We start from the raw sequence: 17,923 nt of genomic DNA, 5'->3' as shown, positions 1-17,923 counted from the left end.
ATGCCGATCGGCGTCAAGGCTGATTCCGCCGCCCCATCCCCGGCAGGAGGCGGCAGGGAACAGCGCGTTACCAAGCAGCGCAAGGCCGTCAGTGCGGCCCTGGACCACCTGGACGACTTCGTCAGCACGCAGGAGCTGTACCGCATCCTGCAGAACCAGGGCGTGTCCGTGTCATTGGCCACTGCCTACCGGATCCTGCAGTCACTCGCCGATGAGGGACTGGTGGATGTGCTGCGCAATGGCGACGGCGAGGCCGTGTACCGGCGCTGTGCGGTGACCGCGCATCACCACCACCTGCTGTGCAGGAACTGCGGAAAGGCAGTGGAGGTGGAGGCACCCGCCGTCGAAACGTGGGCGGTGCGCACGGCCGCCGAGCATGGGTTTACCGAGGTGGACCATACCGTGGAGATTTTCGGCCTGTGCCCTGACTGCACCGCCCTTAAGGCTGCCGGGAAGCTGTAAGGACCCGCCCGTTGATGCCGCGCGCGGCGCGCACGGAGCTGATGGCGCGGCAGGCCACGTAGATCAGGAACGACAACGTGGTGACGTAGGGGCTGATGGGGATCCGTCCGCCCAGTGCCAGCAGGATTCCGCCCACCGTTGCGGTGACAGCAAAAACGACGCTCAGGACCACCGCCGCAACCGGCGACGACGTGACCCGCAGGGCCGCGGCCGCCGGCGTAATCAGCAGCGCAAGCACCAGCAGGGCGCCGACCACCTGGATGGACAAGGCCACACTGACGCCCAGGAGGACCATGAAGACGAGGGCCAGCGTGCGGACCGGGACTCCCCGCGCCTCGGCGAGTTCGGGATCCACGCTGGCGAAGGTTAGCGGCCGCCAGATGGCCACCAGCACCAGCATCACCACGACAGCGGTCCCGGCGAGGGCCTGGAGCTGGACGGTGTCCACGGAAACGATTTGCCCGGTGAGGAGCCCGAACTTGTTTGCGGCCCGGCCCTGGTACAGGGACAGGAACAGGATTCCGAGTCCCAGGCCGAACGGCATGATCACGCCGATGGTTGAGTTCTTGTCCCTGGCCCGGACACCCATCAGGCCCAGCAGCAGCGCTGCCGCCACCGATCCTATGAGCGAGCCAAAAACCACGTCCGCACCGACCAGCAGGGCGAAGGCGGCGCCGGCGAAGGAAAGTTCGGAGATGCCGTGGACCGCGAAAGCGAGGTCCCGCTTCATGACGAACGTGCCCACGAGGCCGCCAAGGAGCCCCAGGATGGCGCCCGCCCAGATTGAGTTCTGGACCAGGACCAGCAGTTCGCCGTAGTTGTCGAAGTTGAAGATGGCACCGAGGATGCTGTCGGCGTCCATTACGCTGCCTCCCCTGCCAGGGCGTCAGCCTCGGCGTGGTGGTGGGTGGTGGCATCGGGCAGGCCAACGACGACGATCCGGCCGTTGGCGTGGATCACCTCCACCTGGGTGCCGTAGAGGTCGGAGAGCACTTCCGTGGTCATGACCTCTTCCGGCGTCCCCACCCGGAACCGTCCCCCTGCCAGGTACAGGACCCGGTCCACGTAGTCGATGATGGGGTTGATTTCGTGGGTAACGAAGACAACGGCGCTGTTGTGTTCGCGGCTTTGTTTGTTGATCAGGGCGCTGACTGCCTGCTGGTGGTGCAGGTCAAGGGACAACAGCGGCTCATCGCAGAGCAGGACCTGCGGATCAGTTGCCAGTGCCTGCGCCACGCGGAGCCGCTGTTGCTCCCCGCCGGAGAGCTGGCCAACGGGGACCTTGGCGTAGTCGGAGGCGCCCACCAGTTCCAGGAGCTGGTCCACCCTGCGGTTTGTCTTGCCGGCCGACAACCGGATGCCCCACCGGTGCCCGTCGACTCCCAGGGCCACCAGATCGCGGGCACGCAGGGGCGTGTCTTGCGGAAACGACTTCTGTTGTGGAATGTAGCCGATCAGGTTGCTGCCGCGTTCCACGGGCCGCCCGCCCAGTAACGCTTGTCCGGAGTGCAGCTTCTGCAGGCCCAGGAGGACCTTCAGGAAACTGGTTTTGCCGCTGCCGTTGGGACCCAGCACGGCGAAGAACTCCCCGGGCCTGATGTCCAGGTCCAGATCCTCCCAAAGCGTGCGCTGACCGAACCTGAGGCACGCCCCGCTGAGGCTGACGACGGATTTCACCTGTTTGACTCCAGAATTTTGCTGACGTTGTTCACATTGTCCGTCATCCACTGCACGTAGGTCTTTCCCTCAGGCAGGGTTTCGGTGAAGTCCACCACCGGAACCCCTGCGGCTTCAGCAGCCTTCTTCAGCGCTTCCGTCTGCGGGCCCTCGGTTTGCGCGTTGTAGGCCAGCAGCCGCACTGTCCCGGACGCCACCAGGTCTGTGGCCTCCTTCATGGCGGCGGGCGGGACGTCAGTGCCCTCCTCGATCGCGGCAGTGTAGGCCTCAGGTGTGGCGTTCTTCAGGCCCGCATCTTCGAGCAGGTAGAGGGGAACGGGTTCGGTGACCGCAACCTGTCCTCCGGCCGCCGCGCCTTTCCGGGCCTCCAGCTTGCCGTGCAGGTCTGAGAGGGAGGCCTTGAAGGCGCCGGCGTTGGCTGTGAACGTGGCGGCAGAACCGGGATCCAGCATGCCGAGCTTCGCCGCAACGCTGTCGGCCATCCGCTCCATGGCCGGCAGGCTGTACCAGACGTGTTCGTTGAAGTTGCCGTGATCGTGCCCGCCAGGGCCTTCGGCGGCCGGCCCGGTCGAGGCGGAAGCCTCCTCCTCCGGGTGGGCAAGGCCGGAGACTTCGACGGCGGTCAGCACCGAACCGCCGTCGAGCTTGCTGCTCTCGACCAGGGTATGAAGGAAGTCGTCGTAGCCGCCGCCGTTTTCGATGACCAGCTGCGCCTTCGAAACAGTGAGGCGGTCCTGGGCGGTTGCCTGATAGGAATGCGGATCCTGGCCGGCGTTGTTGATGATCGCGGTCACGCTGACCTTATCCCCACCGATGCTCCTGGCAATGTCGCCGTACACATTCGTCGAGGCCACGACGTTGATCCCCTGCGTGGAAGCGGGCGTCCCGGACTGCTGCGGGCTGCACGCACTGAGCAGAAGGCCAAGGCCCGTCAGGGCGGCAAGGAAAGAGCTGGCAGCGGCGGTACGGCGCACGGGAAACCTCAGTTCACGCAGATGGGGAGGACGACAGTGCAAGCCTATACCTAAATGCGAATGATTCCTATTTAGGTCAATTTCCGTTCGGCTGGCCCAACCGGCGGATTCCGGTGGCCTGCGTCGCGTCCCGGATTTCACCGACGAGCTGTTCGATGACGTCCTCAAGGAAGAGCACACCCCGCGTCTTGCCGTCCGGGCCGATCACGCGTGCAAGGTGGGATCCCGTGCGCTGCATGACGGACATGGCTTTTTCGATCTCGTCCCCCAGCGCCAGGTTGGCCAGCGAGCGGATGCGGCTCTCGGCAATCGGCAGTTCGTAGGCGGACTCCGGAATGGACAGCACATCCTTCACGTGGAGGTAGCCGTAGAGCATGTCGTCGTCATCAAGCATGGGAAACCGGGAGAATCCCGTACGGCTGACGGCCTTTTCAAACTCCACCGGAGTGGTGGAAGCCCCCAGCATGACCAGCTTCCCGAGCGGCACCATGATGTCCTCCGCCGTGTGCTCCGAGAACTCCAGGGCACCGGTAATGAGCCCGGCGTCGTCGTCCACCAGGCCGTGGCGGGTGGACTCCTGGACGATCGACTGCACCTCCTCCAGCGTGAAGGAGGACGTCACCTCATCCTTGGGCTCGATCCGCATCAGCTTAAGGATGTAGTTGGCGGACCAGTTGAGGACTGAAATCACCGGATGGACCAGCCGCGAGATGAACAGCAGCGGCGGGGCCAGGAGCAGCGCGGCCTTGTCCGCCACGGACACCGAGATGTTCTTGGGCACCATCTCGCCGAATGTGACATGGAGGAAGGTCACCAGCATCAGGGCCACGGCGAAGGCCGCAACGTCCGCAGCTTCCGCCGGCAGGCCCACCGTCTCGATGGGGACGGCAAGCAGGTGGTGGATTGCCGGCTCGGCCACCAGCAGGATCAGCAGGGAGCAGACGGTGATGCCAAGCTGCGCGCAGGCCAGCATCAAGGACACGTTCTCCATGGCGCGCAGGGTTGTCTGGGCGCGCTTGGATCCGGTGTCGGCCAAGGGCTCAATCTGGCTGCGGCGCGCGGACATGATGGCGAACTCAGCCGCCACGAAAAAGGCATTGCCCAGCAGGAGCAAGCCCAGCCAGAGGATGCCCGCCCAGTCACTCATGGCTTGCTCCTGTCGTTGGCGTCCTGTGCAGCCGGTTGATCCGCCGGGTGGAAGCAGATGCGGTCGATTCTCCGGCCGTCCATCCTGGTAACGCTGAGCGTTCCGCCGCCCACCGGGACGGAGTCCCCCACCACGGCGATCCGGCCGAGTTTGCTCATGACGTAGCCGCCCACGGTCTCGTAGGCCGCTTCGTCCGGAACACTCAGCCCCGGGATCTGTTCGGACAACTCGTCCGGACGGAGGAGCCCGGGAAAGTACCAGTCGCCGGAGGCGCTTTGCAGTAGCCCCGGACGGACCTTGTCGTGCTCGTCCGCCACCTCGCCCACGATTTCCTCCACCAGGTCCTCAAGGGTGGCGATGCCTGCCGTACCCCCGTATTCATCAAGCACGACGGCCAGCTGGAGGTTTCCCTCGCGGAGCTCGGCCAGGAGTGCATCAAGGTGGATGGTCTCGGGCACCCGCAGTACCTCGGTCATGATGGCGCCCGCTTCAAGGTTGCGGCGCCGGTCCCACGGAACAGCGACGGCCTTCTTGACGTGCACCAGTCCGCGGATGTCGTCGGCGGACTCGCCAATAACAGGGAACCGGGAGTACCCGGTCCTGCGTGCTGCGTCCACCACGTCGGAGACCGGCTGGTCGGCGTCGATTGTCTCGAGCCGGATGCGCGGCGTCATGACGTCCGCGGCCGTCCGCGTTGAGAAATTCAGGGTGCGGGCGATGAAGTTGGCAGTCCCGGCGTCGAGCGTTCCCATCGCAGCCGACCTGCGGACCAGCGAGGCAAGCTCCGCCGGAGTCCGCGCGCCGGAAATTTCTTCCTTGGCTTCCAGCCCGAAAACGTTCAGGACCTTGTTGGAAAAGCCGTTCAGGACAAGGATGGCCGGTTTGAAGATCGCCGTGAAGATCAGCTGCGGCCGGGCCAGCGCCCGGCCCACGGGAAACGACAGCGCGATCGCCATGTTCTTGGGCACCAGCTCACCCAGGAGCATGGACAGCAGCGTAGCCAGCACCATGGCGAGGATGAGGGAGATGGACTGCACGGCCACGGCGGGAAGTCCGACGGCGGCCAGCGGCGCCTCGAGGAGGTGGCCAACCGAGGGTTCCATGACGTAGCCGGTGAGCAGCGTGGTCAGGGTGATGCCGAGTTGGCAGCTGGACAGCTGGGTTGACAGCGATTTGAGGCAGGTGAGCAACGGCACAGCGCCGCTGTCCCCGTCGTCAATGGCGCGCTGGACGGTGGATTGGTCCAAAGCGATGAGGGAAAACTCGACGGCCACAAAGAATCCGGTGCCGGCGATCAGCAGCAGGCCTGCTGCCAGGAGGAGCCACTCCATTCAGCATCCCGCCTGGAGCGGCAGGACCGCCGGGAGCGCAGCCCACCGGAAAAGGGAGGAGCTGCTTCGGCCCGGCGGAGGATGGTCGGCGGATCCCGAGGACTGGTCCGCACGGGATGCGGCAAGCTGGGCCGCTGGCTGGTGATGGGCGCGTTGTCGGGGTTTGCCGGCTCTGGGGGCGGACTGTGCGGCGCTCCTCGTGGAGCTCCGCTGACAGTGCCCAGGCCGGCACCTAGATTTACTGTCCATAAGAATTTCAGTCTACAGGAGCGGCCCCGGCCGGATGCGCGGCAGTCCGCCGCCGGGGCGGCCCGGCCTCCGGCCGCCCCAGCACTTTGCGGGGCTTCCCGGCGACCCTTGGCGCTCCAGGAGCCGGGCGTATCAGATGGCAATTCAGATGCAATTTTGGGCTCACATTCAGCCCCATGTTCGTCACTTCATGATTTGGGTCACCCTTATTGGCAGTTAACACAAGATGCTCACTAGACTTGCTAAGGGTCTGGGTTCAGAGGACGCAGAGACTGGTTCGATCGCAGTGCTGAAGCACCGGGGGGCCAAAGAGAAATCAAACTCATGGAAGAGGCGTATTTCAAGTGCCAGAGCAGCCAAGCCACCGTCTACCAGAGGAATTTGGCGGGAACGAGTGGCTCGTTGACGAACTGTACGAGCAGTACCAACAGGACAAGAACGCCGTGGACGCCAAGTGGTGGCCGCTGTTTGAATCTTTCGACTCGGGTAACGGTTCTTCCAACAATGGAAATTCCGCGCACGCTGCCAATCCTCCTACGCGCGAGCTGCCCGTGGTGAAGACGGCACCCGCTGCTTCGGCACCGTCGCCGGCCGCAGCCCCTGCCACTCCCCCGGCGGCACCCGCCGCCGCCCCGGCTGCCGCTCCTGCGCCAGCCCCTGCGCCGGTCAAAAAGGCCCCCGCCACGGAGGCACGCGACGGCGGCAAGAAGACCGAAGCAGGCACCGGCTCGCAGCCCATTCCGGCGCAGCTGCCCAAGAACGTCAAGGCCCCCACCGCGCCGGAGGAGGACGTCGTCTCCGTCCTCCGCGGACCTGCCAAGGCCATCGCCACCAACATGGTCACCAGCCTTGAGGTGCCCACGGCCACCAGCGTCCGGGCGATTCCGGCCAAGCTGCTCATCGACAACCGCGTGGTCATCAACTCGAACCTGGCCCGCGCCCGCGGCGGCAAGGTCTCCTTCACGCACCTCATTGGCTACGCAGTCATCCGGGCCCTTTCCCAGTTCCCGTCGATGAACGTGTACTACGACGAGGTGGACGGCAAGCCCGTTGCGGTCCAGCCGGCCCACGTCAACTTCGGCATCGCCATCGACATGCCCAAGCCCGACGGCACCCGCCTGCTCATGGTCCCGAACATCAAGAAGGCCGAGACCCTCAACTTCGCCGAGTTCTGGCACACGTACGAGGACCTCATCAAGCGCGCCCGCAACGGCAAGCTCACCGCCGAGGACCACCAGGGCACCACTGTCTCCCTGACCAACCCCGGCGGCATCGGCACCGTGCACTCAGTGCCGCGCCTTTCCAAGGGCCAGGCGGCCATCATCGGCGTCGGCGCCCTTGACTACCCGGCCGAATTCCAGGGTGCCAGCGAAAAGATCATCGCCCACAACGCCATCAGCAAGGTCCTCACCCTGACCTCGACGTATGACCACCGCGTCATCCAGGGCGCCGGCAGCGGCGAGTTCCTCAAGCTGGTGCACCAGCTGCTGCTGGGCGCACAGAACTTCTACGACGAGATCTTCGAAGCCCTCCGCATCCCCTACGAGCCTGTCCGCTGGAGTGCGGACCTGCAGGTGGATCCGGCTGACGAGATCAACAAGGTTGCCCGGATCCAGCAGCTGATCCACTCCTTCCGCGTACGCGGCCACCTCATGGCGGATACCGATCCGCTGGAGTACGTGCAGCGCAAGCACCCGGACCTCGACGTCCTCACCTACGGCCTGACCCTCTGGGACCTGGACCGCGAATGGCCCACGGGCGGCTTCGGCGGCAAGCCGATGCTGAAGTTCCGCGACATCCTCGGAGTCCTGCGGGATGCCTACTGCCGCACCACCGGCATCGAATACATGCACATCCAGGAGCCTGCCGAGCGCAAGTGGTTCCAGGACCAGCTGGAACACCCCTACTCCAAGCCCAGCCGGGAAGAGCAGCTGCGGATCGTCTCCAAGCTGAACGCGGCCGAGGCCTTCGAAACCTTCCTGCAGACCAAGTTCGTGGGGCAGAAGCGCTTCTCGCTGGAAGGCGGCGAGTCCCTGATTCCGTTGCTGGACGCCATCATGTCCGATGCAGCCGATGACGGCCTGGACGAGGTTGCCATCGGCATGGCCCACCGCGGCCGCCTCAACGTCCTGACGAACATCGCCGGCAAGACCTACGCACAGGTGTTCCGCGAATTCGAAGGCACGCAGGATCCGCGCTCCGTCCAGGGCTCCGGCGACGTCAAGTACCACCTGGGCACCGAAGGTACCTTCACCTCGGACACCGGCAAGGAGACCAAGGTCTACCTCGCCGCCAACCCGTCCCACCTGGAAGCCGTGGACTCCGTCCTCGAGGGCATTGTCAGGGCCAAGCAGGACCGCCTTGACCAGGGCGAGTCGTTCCCCGTCCTGCCCATCATGGTCCACGGCGACGCTGCCTTCGCCGGCCAGGGCGTGGTTGCGGAAACGCTCAACCTGTCCCAGCTGCGTGGTTACCGCACCGGTGGAACCATCCACATCGTGGTCAACAACCAGGTCGGCTTCACCACCGCCCCGTCGTCGTCGCGCTCATCCACGTACTCCACGGACGTTGCCAAGATGATCCAGGCACCGGTCTTCCACGTGAACGGCGACGACCCCGAGGCTGTGGTCCGCATCGGCCAGCTCGCCTACGAATTCCGCCAGCGCTTCCACAAGGACGTCGTCATCGACATGGTGTGCTACCGCCGCCGGGGCCACAACGAGGGTGACGACCCCTCGATGACCCAGCCGCTGATGTACAACCTGATCGAGGCCAAGCGCTCCGTCCGCAAGTTGTACACGGAGTCGCTCATCGGCCGCGGGGACATTACCGAGGAAGAAGCCGAGCAGCTGCTCCGCGACTACCAGGAACGGCTGGAGCGGGTCTTCGCCGAGACCCACGCCGCCCAGACCTCCCCCATCCCGATCGTGACCGCGGATTCCGCTGCCGTGTCCGATATCGAGCGGCCCATGGCCCAGCAGTCCGATTCCAGCGTCAGCGCACCGGCCTCCACTGCCATCAGCGCCGACACCCTGGCCCGGATAGGCAAGGCACACGTCGAGATCCCCGATGGCTTTACGGTCCACCCCAAGTTGAAGCAGCTGCTGGAAAAGCGCGAGCAGATGTCCCGCGAAGGCGGCATCGACTGGGGCTTCGGCGAGATCGCAGCCTTCGGCTCCCTGATCATGGAAGGCGTCCCCGTACGCCTTGCCGGCCAGGACTCCCGCCGCGGCACCTTCGTACAGCGCCACGCCGTCTTCCACGACCGTGCCAACGGCAAGGAATGGCTGCCGCTGGGCAACCTTTCCGACGACCAGGCCAAGCTGTGGATCTACGATTCACTGCTGTCCGAATACGCGGCCATGGGCTTCGAGTACGGCTACTCCGTGGAACGCCCGGACGCCCTGGTCCTCTGGGAGGCCCAGTTCGGCGACTTCGTCAACGGTGCGCAGACCATCATCGACGAATTCATCTCCTCCGCAGAGCAGAAGTGGGGCCAGCGGTCCTCGCTGGTCCTGATGCTCCCGCACGGCTACGAAGGCCAGGGCCCGGACCACTCCTCGGCGAGGATCGAGCGCTTCCTGCAACTGTGCGCGGAAGACAACATGATCGTGGCCAACCCCACCACGGCGGCCTCGCACTTCCACCTGCTGCGGCGCCAGGCGTACAACCGGCCGCGCAAACCGTTGATCATCTTCACGCCCAAGCAGCTGCTGCGCCTGAAGGCTGCCGCCTCGTCCGTGGAGGACTTCACCAGCGGCACCTTCCGTCCTGTCATTGGTGAGCATGAGCAGCTGCCGGCCACCGCCGTCGAACGCGTGCTTCTGGTCTCCGGCCGCCTGTACTACGATCTCCTGTCCACCCGGCAGAAGACCGGCGACAAGACCACCGCCATCATCCGCGTGGAGCAGCTCTACCCGCTGCCGCACCAGGAGATCGCGGCGGAGCTCGCCAAGTACCCCAACGCCGAAGTGGTCTGGGCACAGGATGAGCCCGCCAACCAGGGCCCCTGGCCATTCATCGGCCTGCACCTGCCCGAGGCCCTTGACCGGCGGGTCCGCCTTGTGTCCCGGCCGGCATCCGCCTCCACGGCAGCCGGCTCCATGAAGCGGCACGCTGCGGAACAGGATGTCCTCCTGAAGCAGGCATTTGCACGGAAGTAAGCAGTAAGGCTGCCCGGCCGGAGTCGAAATACCAGACTCCGGCCGGGCAGTTCTGTTTAATGGATGGACAGCGCCGCCCCGTACCCCCGCAGCCGCGGCGGCGACGATGCAGCGGCCGTACCGAAGTAAACCCGTACCGAAGTAAAGAGGAACGCGTGGAAGACAGGAAGCTGCGGATCGCAGCTGTAGGAGACGAACTGCTGGCCGGACTGGGGGATCCCCGGGCACTTGGCTGGCTGGGCCGCGTCCTGGCCCGCACTCCCCAGGACGGAATGCTCCTGGAAAGCTACGCCCTCCCCTGTCCGCAGGAAGGCACCGAGGGGCTTGCGGCACGTTGGCTGGAGGAAGCCGGCCGCCGTTTCAGCCCCCAGGCGGAGAACCGGCTGGTCATCGGCCTGTCCGGGCGGGACATTGAATTCGGTCTTTCCACCGCACGGAGCAGGCTGAACCTGGCCAATATCCTGGACTCGGCGTCACAGAACCGGATCGAGGTATTCGTCGTGGGGCCGCCTCCCACGCTGGACCCGGCCCAGAACCGGCGGCTTGACGAACTGAACACGGCCTTCGCCGATGTCACCACCCGCCGCAAGCACCTCTACGTCGACACGTTCTCGCCCCTGCTGAACCACGAACAGTGGCGCCAGGACCTTGCCGCAAACGGTGGAACGCCCGGCCAGGCAGGCTATGGCCTCATGGCATGGCTGGTGCTGCACCGCGGCTGGTTCCAGTGGCTGGGACTGGAAGCCCCCCAGTAGTAGCCCGCTCGAGATATATCTTGACCCTGCCCGCCTGCGGCGATACGTTGTAGGGGCTACGCGATATATCGTCTTTTGGAGGGGACCATGGCCGAGCAAAACTGGAGTGTGACCGACCCGCAAACCATGGACGTCGACGGCGTGACGGCCCTGAAGCTGGGCATGGTCCGTGGCAGGTTCAGGATCACGGCGCACGCGGGGTCCCAGGTGCGGCTGGAGTTCGCCGACGTGCACGGCGATCCGGTAGCCGTGTCACTGAACAGCGGCAGGCTCGAAGTGCGGCACCAGCTGCACGGAGCCCAGGGCTGGTTCAAGAACCTCATGGAGACGGTCAACCACAGCAGCGACAACTCCGCGCTCATCACCATCGCTGTTCCCCAGGGTGTGGAGGTGGAGGCCGGGACCGTCAGCGGGGACGGGCTGGTTTCGGGCGTCTCTGCCCGTGTCCGGCTGAACACCGTGTCAGGTTCCGTAGTGGCGGACAGTACCTCCGGCGAGCTGCAGGTCAATACCATCAGCGGCAGCGTGGAGGTCAGGAACCACCGCGGGGTACTCATGGCCAAGAGCGTCTCAGGCAGGGTTACCGCCTCCGGATACTTCACCAACGTGCGCACCAACACCGTCAGCGGGCACCTCGACGTTGAACTGCTCGACTTCACCCGGGACTTCGGCTCCAACTCGGTGTCCGGGGATCTGGCTATCAGGCTGCCGCACGACGTCGGCGTCGACATCGTGGCCAAGTCTGCCGGCGGAGCGGTGATCCTTGACGGCCGGCAGTGCCTCCTGGCCAACGGCAAAGTGGAGACCATTGCCGGGCCCGACGGGCAGCTGATGCTCGTCCGGACCAATTCGGTATCCGGCAAGACGTCCATATCCCACGCTCCTGCACCACTTGACGGCGACGGGGAAGCGCAAGGCTGATGCCGCCCGTCTTCGCACACGGTGCGTTGCGCCTCTACCTGCTGGCGCTGCTGGAAAGCGGGCCCAAGCACGGGTACGAGCTCATCAAGGCGCTCAAGGAAAGGTTCGCGGGGACTTATTCGCCAAGCGCCGGAACCATCTACCCCCGGCTGGGCAAGCTCGAGGAGGATGGCCTGGTGGCCACCGAGCCGGCCGGGCGGCGCACCAACTACCGCATTACAGCCGCCGGCCTTGCCGAACTGAACCGGCGCCGCGACGATCTGGCGGGGGTCGAGAATGACATCGCCGTCTCCGTCCAACGGCTTGACGTGGAACTGATGGTGCAGAAGTTCCATGATGAGCTCTGCGCGGACCTGCGGCGGCAGGCCATGCGCCGCCCCATCAGCCCTGTGACGCTGGAAACCGTCAGGACAACCCTCGACGACGCCCGCGCGGCCATCCGCAGCACCCTGCAGTCCTAAGGCGGCGCCTGCTGCCGCACTTCCACAGGTCATCCGCCCCTACCCGGTTCGCGGGCCGCCACATCATGTGGGAGACTTGAGGGCAGCTCTTTTGAGTACCAACAGTAAGGAGGCCAGCTATGAGCAAGCGTGCACGCAAGCGTCGTGACCGTAAGCGTGGCGGCGCGAACCACGGGAAGCGCCCCAACACCTAGGCAAATGCCAGGAACTACGGTTCAAGCGAAGGACCCCGCAAGCCAAACGGCTTCCGGGGTCCTTTGCTGTCTGCGGCCCTGACCGGCGCAACGCGTGCCTGTTCCTAGGCCTCCACGGGACGGATGGTGTGGATCCTGTCCAGGATGGCGTTCTTCAGGTTGTCCGGCGCGGACTCCGTGCAGGAGCGCTTGACCATATTGCGGATGACGCACTCCAGGTCATACTGTTCCGTGCACTCAGGGCAGTCATCAAGGTGGTTCTTGATTTCCGTGAGGTCCTCGCGGGTCAGCGCCCCGTCAAGGTATTCGTAGATGCGTTGCATCCTGGTGTCGTCGCAATCGCCCAATCCCTGGCAGTCGCTCATTTCCTGTTCTCCTGTGCTTTGCTTCCTGCCGCATCCGAGGCATCTGCGGCCGTTTTAAATCCCCGCTCGGCGGCGTATTCCGCGAGCATGTCCCGCAACATTCGCCGGCCGCGGTGGAGCCGGGACATCACAGTGCCGATGGGCGTGTTCATGATGTCCGAGATTTCCTTGTAGGCAAAGCCCTCAACGTCGGCGAAGTAGACCGCCAGCCGGAATTCTTCGGGGATGTCCTGCAGCGCCCGCTTCACGTCCGAATCCGGAAGATGATCCAGGGCTTCAGCCTCGGCTGAGCGCAGTCCGCTCGAGGTGTGCGACTCCGCCCGTGCCAGCTGCCAGTCCTCAATGCTGTCCGAGTTGGACTGCAGGGGCTCACGCTGCCTCTTGCGGTAGAGGTTGATGTACGTGTTGGTCAGGATCCGGTACAACCAGGCTTTCAGGTTTGTTCCCGGCTTGTACTGGTGGAAGGCCGAAAAAGCCTTGGTATAGGCCTCCTGGACCAGATCCTCCGCGTCGGACGGGTTCCGGGCCATGCGCATGGCAGCGGAATACAGCTGGTCGACGTACTGCATGGCATCCCGCTCAAAGCGAAGGCGGCGCTCCTCCACGCTCTCGGTGGCGACGTCCAGCGTGGCATCCTCGGCATCCGCTTCTGCGGCCAATGATTCAGGGCCTGCCTGTCCGGCAGGCACAGGCGCGGTACCGGCCCTGCCGTTTGCTTCGCCGGGGGTAGCCTCATACATGGCCGCAACGGCCGGATCCAGGGTGTTCATTGCCTTCAAGTCTACTGTCAGGCTCCCTGCCCGGGGCGTGCCGTATTCCGGCGGTTCCGAGGCCAGCTTGTCCACTGCCACCGGGCCCGCCTGCCTGGTTCCGTCCAACACCTTCCCCAAGGGCCAACTCCGCTCTGTTTCGGGTGAATGATTGTCAGGCCCCTGTTGCGGACCTGTTTGCCATAACCGCCTCCCACGGGCAAATATTCCCCAAAAGTGCAAGACTAGGACCGACTCCGCCGCTCGGCGCGGCTCGTCCATCCAGGAGGAAATCCATGTCCTTTGTCCGCACGCTCGCACGGCCCATGCTCGCCTCCAGTTTCGTTCTCGCCGGACTGGATAAGCTCAGGAACGCAGACGACACCGCACAGCAGCTCTCACCGCTGCTGCGCAAGGCTGCAGCCTCGCTTCCCTTCCAGGCGAACGAAACCACCCTCGCACGTGTGATTGGCGGAACCCAGGTAGGGGCCGGCGTCCTGTTCGGCCTTGGCAAGTTTTCCCGGCTCTCCGCGGGCCTGTTGACGGTGATTTCGCTCCTGAACACCTTCGTTGAATGGCGCAGCGCGGATATCAGCAGCAAGGAAGGCCGCGAAAGCCGCCGGAACCAGCTGCTCAAGAACCTCTCGCTGAGCGGCGGCGCCCTGCTCGCTTCCGTGGACACCGCCGGCAAGCCCGGCCTGGCCTGGCGCGCCGAGCACCTGGCGGCCGATGCCCGTCGGAACGCCTCGCACCTGGCCGCCGACGCGCGCAGGACCACCACCAAGAAGCTGAACAAGGCGGACAAGGCCGTGCGCCGCGCCGTCGAACACGCTACGGGAGCATAAACACGAATGACCGCAGCAGTTGCCACCCGGGACGGGTCCGGAACGCCTGTCCAGCACTGGGCCGCACCCTTTGCGTCCCGGCCCGTTAACGCCACCGTGACGGTGCCCGGATCGAAGTCCCTGACAAACAGGTACCTGGTCCTGGCAGCCCTCGCGGACGGCCCCTCCCGGCTGCGGGCCCCCCTGCATTCCAGGGACTCAGCACTCATGGTCGACGCACTGCGGCAGCTCGGTGCCGTCATCACCGAAGTGCCCGGGGACGGCGCCTTTGGGCCCGACCTGGAGGTGGTTCCGCTGCCGGCGGCAGCGGCTGCGTCCCACACCAGGATCGACTGCGGACTTGCCGGCACCGTCATGCGGTTCGTTCCACCGCTGGCGGCGCTCCGCAACGGAGCCAGCGTGTTCGACGGCGATCCCCACGCCCGCAAGCGCCCCATGGGAACCATCATCGAAGCCCTCAAAGCCCTGGGCGTGGCCGTTTCCGCCGAAGACGGCAGCGCGCCGTCGTCGCTCCCTTTTGTGGTGGAAGGCAACGGCGCAGTCCGCGGCGGCCATCTGGTGATCGATGCCAGCGCCTCCTCGCAGTTCGTCTCCGCCCTCCTCCTGGTGGGCGCAAGGTTCGACGACGGCCTGCACCTGGAACATGTGGGCAAGCCGGTACCCAGCCTGGACCACATCAACATGACAGTGGCCGTCCTGCGCGGTGCCGGCGTTTCAGTGGACGACTCCGTCCCCAACCACTGGGTGGTGGCGCCGGGACCCATCCGCGCCTTCGACCAGCGGATTGAACAGGACCTTTCCAACGCCGGGCCCTTCCTGGCTGCGGCCCTGGCCACGCGGGGCACCGTACGGATTCCCAACTGGCCTGCTGAAACGCAGCAGGTGGGGGACCTGTGGCGCGGAATCCTGGCCAGCATGGGCGCCTCGGTCACCCTGGCTGACGGTGTCCTGACCGTCACCGGCGGCCCGGAGATCAAGGGCGGCAACTTCGCGGACACCAGTGAACTGGCTCCCACGGTCGCGGCCCTGTGTGCCCTTGCCACGGGGCCTTCCCGCCTCAGCGGCATCGCCCACCTGAGGGGACACGAGACGGACAGGCTCGCGGCCCTGGTATCGGAGATCAACCGGCTGGGCGGTGACGCAGAGGAAACCAGCGACGGCCTGGTGATCCGGCCCGCCCGGCTGCACGCCGGCGTCGTCCACAGCTACGCCGACCACCGCATGGCCACGGCCGGCGCAATCCTGGGACTCGCCGTCGAAGGCGTACAGGTGGAGGACATCGGCACCACGGCCAAGACCATGCCGGATTTCCCGCAGCTGTGGGCCGGCATGCTGGCCCAGGGAGAAGGGTCCGCAGTCGGACCGGAAGGGCGCGGCAGTGGCGCGGAGCACTGATTCCTGGGACGAATCGGACGTTCGGATCCGTCCCAGCAAGAAGGGCTCCCGGCCGCGCACCAAAGACCGCCCCAGCCACGACGACGCCGTGACCGGACGGATCATCACGGTGGACCGCGGGCGGTACACCGCGGTAGTGGACGAGGACTCGGAGAATGAGCGCGTTGTCATTGCCGCGCGCGCCCGGGAACTTCGGCGCTCGCCCGTTGTGGCAGGCGACTTCGTCTCGCTCGTGGGGGACGTCTCCGGCGCGCCGGACACGCTGGCCCGGCTGGTGAAGATCCAGGACCGCCACACCCTCCTGCGCCGCAGCGCCGACGACACCGACCCCGTGGAGCGCGCGGTGGTGGCCAACGCCGACCAACTGGTGATCGTGGTGGCTGCCGCCAACCCGGAACCCCGCACGGGGTTCATCGACCGCGCGCTCGTGGCCGCATACGACGCCGGAATCGAACCCATCCTGCTGGTCACCAAGGCCGACGTCAAAGACCCCGCGGACCTGCTTTCCAACTACACGCACCTGGACTTCCCGGTGATCATCAGCAAGACGGCGGATGCGCAGGCGTCGGGAATCGATGCCCGGTCCGATGACGGGCTCTCGGCGCGGCTGGACAGCGCCGCAGTGGCGGCGCTGCGGGACCATCTCGATGGCAAGGTCACCGTTATGCTGGGGCACTCCGGCGTCGGCAAGTCCACCATGGTGAACGCCCTGACCGGCGCCGAGCGGGCCACCGGCGGCGTGAATGCCGTGACCGGGCGCGGCCGCCACACGTCGTCGTCGGCCCTTGCCTTGCGGTTGGCGGACGCGCCTCCCGGCAGCTGGATCATCGATACCCCCGGCATCCGTTCCTTTGGCCTGGCGCACGTGGACCCTGACCGCATCCTGCGCTCCTTCCCGGACCTCTCCCCCGGCATCGAGAACTGCGAACGGGGCTGCAAGCACACCGCAACAGCAGTGAACTGCGGCCTCGACGACTGGGTGGCAGGCGGACACGCAGGTCCCACCGGCGCGGCCCGGCTGGCCTCGCTGCGGCGCCTGCTTGGTACGGACCCGAGGATGGAAGCACAGGAAACCAAGGAGCTCGGCAGCGTCAACTGACGCGTTCTCCCGGCAGAACCGTCCACAGACGGTAGTTTGGAACCATGATCCAACCCGCTTCGAGCTACAACGATGACCTGCGCCTGGCCCATGTCCTGGCCGACTCCGTGGACGACCAGACCATGAGCCGCTTCAAGGCCCTGGACCTCCACGTTGAGACCAAGCCGGACCTGACGCCGGTCACCGACGCGGACAAGGCCGCCGAGGAAGCCATCCGGGGCCAGCTCTCCCGTTCACGCCCACGCGACGCCGTCCTGGGCGAGGAATTCGGCAGCACCGGCCACGGTTCCCGGCGCTGGATCATCGACCCCATTGACGGAACCAAGAACTTTGTCCGCGGCGTTCCCGTATGGGCCACGCTGATCGCCCTCGTGGATGAGGGCGAACCGGTGGTGGGCGTCGTCAGCGCCCCGGCCCTGGGCAAGCGCTGGTGGGCGGCGAAAGGCATGGGCGCGTACATGGGCAGGTCCCTTGCCGCCGCCACCCGCCTCCGCGTGTCCAACGTGTCGAAGCTTTCCGACGCCTCCCTCTCCTACTCCAGCCTGGGCGGGTGGAAGGAACGCGGAAACCTTGACGAGTTCCTCGGCCTTACCGAGGACGTTTGGCGGACCCGGGCCTACGGGGATTTCTGGTCGTATTGCATGGTGGCCGAGGGCTCCGTGGACATCGCCTGCGAACCCGAGCTGAACCTCTATGACATGGCTGCCCTGGTGCCGATCGTGGTGGAGGCCGGCGGCCGGTTCACATCCCTGGAAGGCGAGGACGGCCCGTTCGGCGGGAACGCCCTGGCCACGAACTCAATCCTGCACTCGGAGGTCCTGCACCGATTGAACCCGTACCTGGACGATCTGCTGTAACTCACGCGCTTTCCACGTTTGAACGAATAATGCGACGCCGGACACCTCCCAAGGCAGGTGCCCGGCGTCGTTTATTCGGGGGCGCGTAACAAAGCCCTTAACAATTGCCGCGGCTTCAGTCCTGGCCGCCCCATGTCCTACGCTTTTATGCAGGTCACGAGTGCCAGCGCAAAACCCCGGTTTGCTGGCCGGCAACCCTCCATTCGCGGTGGGGTGCCCCGGGTGACGACCAGGCCGGTCCGGAGCGGATGCGGCAAGCGCGGATTCCACTATGCCGGA

Annotated in this window: 17 protein-coding genes and 1 riboswitch; of the genes, 10 read left to right on the top strand and 7 right to left on the bottom strand. The window is 65.7% G+C overall.

Annotation, left to right across the window (positions count from 1 at the left end):
* Complete coding sequence (locus AC6JAM_RS16325; RefSeq protein ID WP_018768436.1) at positions 1 to 462, top strand: Fur family transcriptional regulator; 462 nt, start codon at positions 1 to 3, stop codon at positions 460 to 462.
* Here the strand turns inward: AC6JAM_RS16325 and AC6JAM_RS16320 are convergent.
* The 5 genes from AC6JAM_RS16320 to AC6JAM_RS16300 all read right to left on the bottom strand — a co-directional run bounded on the left by AC6JAM_RS16320 (position 440) and on the right by AC6JAM_RS16300 (position 5,591).
* Positions 440 to 1,324: a metal ABC transporter permease gene (locus tag AC6JAM_RS16320; protein WP_056388024.1), complete on the bottom strand. Its 885-nt coding sequence runs from the start codon at positions 1,322 to 1,324 to the stop codon at positions 440 to 442. The two genes, AC6JAM_RS16325 and AC6JAM_RS16320, sit on opposite strands and share 23 nt — an antisense overlap.
* Complete coding sequence (locus AC6JAM_RS16315) at positions 1,324 to 2,139, bottom strand: metal ABC transporter ATP-binding protein (RefSeq protein WP_018768438.1); 816 nt, start codon at positions 2,137 to 2,139, stop codon at positions 1,324 to 1,326. Before AC6JAM_RS16315 ends, AC6JAM_RS16320 begins: the two co-directional genes overlap by 1 nt.
* On the bottom strand, positions 2,136 to 3,113 hold the full coding sequence (locus tag AC6JAM_RS16310) for a metal ABC transporter solute-binding protein, Zn/Mn family (RefSeq protein ID WP_497935263.1): 978 nt from the start codon (positions 3,111 to 3,113) through the stop codon (positions 2,136 to 2,138). Before AC6JAM_RS16310 ends, AC6JAM_RS16315 begins: the two co-directional genes overlap by 4 nt.
* A gap of 76 nt (positions 3,114 to 3,189) precedes the next feature.
* Positions 3,190 to 4,260 (bottom strand): hemolysin family protein, encoded by a 1,071-nt coding sequence (locus AC6JAM_RS16305; RefSeq protein WP_018768440.1) that lies wholly within the window; start codon positions 4,258 to 4,260, stop codon positions 3,190 to 3,192.
* Positions 4,257 to 5,591, bottom strand: a complete 1,335-nt coding sequence (locus tag AC6JAM_RS16300; RefSeq protein ID WP_495634577.1) for a hemolysin family protein — start codon at positions 5,589 to 5,591, stop codon at positions 4,257 to 4,259. Before AC6JAM_RS16300 ends, AC6JAM_RS16305 begins: the two co-directional genes overlap by 4 nt.
* Before the next feature lie 593 nt (positions 5,592 to 6,184).
* Between AC6JAM_RS16300 and AC6JAM_RS16295 the strand changes: the two genes are divergently transcribed.
* The 5 genes from AC6JAM_RS16295 (at position 6,185) to AC6JAM_RS16275 (ending at position 12,334) form a co-directional block, all read left to right on the top strand.
* A complete protein-coding gene (locus tag AC6JAM_RS16295) occupies positions 6,185 to 10,003 on the top strand; it encodes a multifunctional oxoglutarate decarboxylase/oxoglutarate dehydrogenase thiamine pyrophosphate-binding subunit/dihydrolipoyllysine-residue succinyltransferase subunit (protein ID WP_497935262.1) in 3,819 nt (1,272 codons plus the stop codon).
* 155 nt (positions 10,004 to 10,158) lie between these two features.
* Positions 10,159 to 10,758, top strand: coding sequence for a GDSL-type esterase/lipase family protein (locus AC6JAM_RS16290; protein WP_134163829.1), 600 nt, complete (start codon positions 10,159 to 10,161; stop codon positions 10,756 to 10,758).
* A gap of 87 nt (positions 10,759 to 10,845) precedes the next feature.
* On the top strand, positions 10,846 to 11,679 hold the full coding sequence (locus AC6JAM_RS16285) for a DUF4097 family beta strand repeat-containing protein (RefSeq protein WP_018768444.1): 834 nt from the start codon (positions 10,846 to 10,848) through the stop codon (positions 11,677 to 11,679).
* A complete protein-coding gene (locus tag AC6JAM_RS16280) occupies positions 11,679 to 12,140 on the top strand; it encodes a PadR family transcriptional regulator (protein ID WP_497935260.1) in 462 nt (153 codons plus the stop codon). The genes AC6JAM_RS16285 and AC6JAM_RS16280 overlap by 1 nt, the downstream gene beginning before the upstream one ends.
* A 119-nt stretch (positions 12,141 to 12,259) precedes the next feature.
* Complete coding sequence (locus AC6JAM_RS16275; RefSeq protein WP_369299106.1) at positions 12,260 to 12,334, top strand: 50S ribosomal protein bL37; 75 nt, start codon at positions 12,260 to 12,262, stop codon at positions 12,332 to 12,334.
* Between the two features lie 104 nt (positions 12,335 to 12,438).
* Here the strand turns inward: AC6JAM_RS16275 and rsrA are convergent, their stop codons facing one another.
* Together rsrA and AC6JAM_RS16265 are read right to left on the bottom strand one after the other, a co-directional pair.
* A complete protein-coding gene (gene rsrA, locus AC6JAM_RS16270; RefSeq protein WP_018768446.1) occupies positions 12,439 to 12,699 on the bottom strand; it encodes a mycothiol system anti-sigma-R factor in 261 nt (86 codons plus the stop codon).
* The gene (locus tag AC6JAM_RS16265) at positions 12,696 to 13,469 is read right to left on the bottom strand and encodes a sigma-70 family RNA polymerase sigma factor (RefSeq protein WP_235509705.1); all 774 of its coding nucleotides are present in this window, start codon (positions 13,467 to 13,469) and stop codon (positions 12,696 to 12,698) included. Before AC6JAM_RS16265 ends, rsrA begins: the two co-directional genes overlap by 4 nt.
* A gap of 275 nt (positions 13,470 to 13,744) precedes the next feature.
* Between AC6JAM_RS16265 and AC6JAM_RS16260 the strand changes: the two genes are divergently transcribed.
* The 4 genes from AC6JAM_RS16260 to hisN are packed head-to-tail and all read left to right on the top strand — an operon-like array spanning position 13,745 to position 17,644.
* Entirely contained in the window at positions 13,745 to 14,293 is a 549-nt protein-coding gene (locus tag AC6JAM_RS16260) for a DoxX family protein (RefSeq protein WP_018768448.1), read from the top strand.
* 6 nt (positions 14,294 to 14,299) lie between these two features.
* Positions 14,300 to 15,688, top strand: coding sequence for a 3-phosphoshikimate 1-carboxyvinyltransferase (gene aroA, locus AC6JAM_RS16255; protein WP_497935259.1), 1,389 nt, complete (start codon positions 14,300 to 14,302; stop codon positions 15,686 to 15,688).
* Positions 15,672 to 16,787, top strand: coding sequence for a ribosome small subunit-dependent GTPase A (gene rsgA / locus AC6JAM_RS16250; RefSeq protein ID WP_018768450.1), 1,116 nt, complete (start codon positions 15,672 to 15,674; stop codon positions 16,785 to 16,787). Before aroA ends, rsgA begins: the two co-directional genes overlap by 17 nt.
* A 44-nt stretch (positions 16,788 to 16,831) precedes the next feature.
* On the top strand, positions 16,832 to 17,644 hold the full coding sequence (hisN, locus tag AC6JAM_RS16245) for a histidinol-phosphatase (protein WP_018768451.1): 813 nt from the start codon (positions 16,832 to 16,834) through the stop codon (positions 17,642 to 17,644).
* Positions 17,645 to 17,796: 152 nt separating this feature from the next.
* Positions 17,797 to 17,910, top strand: a riboswitch (SAM riboswitch).
* Positions 17,911 to 17,923: the final 13 nt, after the last annotated feature.

This window comes from Arthrobacter sp. GmRoot5-12 (assembly GCF_059739365.1).
The sequence above is the reverse complement of the archived record's forward strand: the minus strand, read 5'-3'. Positions and strand labels throughout refer to the sequence as shown.

Coding starts and splice junctions, on each gene's coding strand:
- AC6JAM_RS16325 (WP_018768436.1), top strand. CDS start 1: ATGCCGATCGGCGTCAAGGCTGATTCCGCCGCCCCATCCCCGGCAGGA.
- AC6JAM_RS16280 (WP_497935260.1), top strand. CDS start 11,679: ATGCCGCCCGTCTTCGCACACGGTGCGTTGCGCCTCTACCTGCTGGCG.
- rsrA (WP_018768446.1), bottom strand. CDS start 12,699: ATGAGCGACTGCCAGGGATTGGGCGATTGCGACGACACCAGGATGCAA.
- hisN (WP_018768451.1), top strand. CDS start 16,832: ATGATCCAACCCGCTTCGAGCTACAACGATGACCTGCGCCTGGCCCAT.
- AC6JAM_RS16305 (WP_018768440.1), bottom strand. CDS start 4,260: ATGAGTGACTGGGCGGGCATCCTCTGGCTGGGCTTGCTCCTGCTGGGC.
- AC6JAM_RS16300 (WP_495634577.1), bottom strand. CDS start 5,591: ATGGAGTGGCTCCTCCTGGCAGCAGGCCTGCTGCTGATCGCCGGCACC.
- aroA (WP_497935259.1), top strand. CDS start 14,300: ATGACCGCAGCAGTTGCCACCCGGGACGGGTCCGGAACGCCTGTCCAG.
- AC6JAM_RS16285 (WP_018768444.1), top strand. CDS start 10,846: ATGGCCGAGCAAAACTGGAGTGTGACCGACCCGCAAACCATGGACGTC.
- AC6JAM_RS16265 (WP_235509705.1), bottom strand. CDS start 13,469: ATGAACACCCTGGATCCGGCCGTTGCGGCCATGTATGAGGCTACCCCC.
- AC6JAM_RS16260 (WP_018768448.1), top strand. CDS start 13,745: ATGTCCTTTGTCCGCACGCTCGCACGGCCCATGCTCGCCTCCAGTTTC.
- AC6JAM_RS16320 (WP_056388024.1), bottom strand. CDS start 1,324: ATGGACGCCGACAGCATCCTCGGTGCCATCTTCAACTTCGACAACTAC.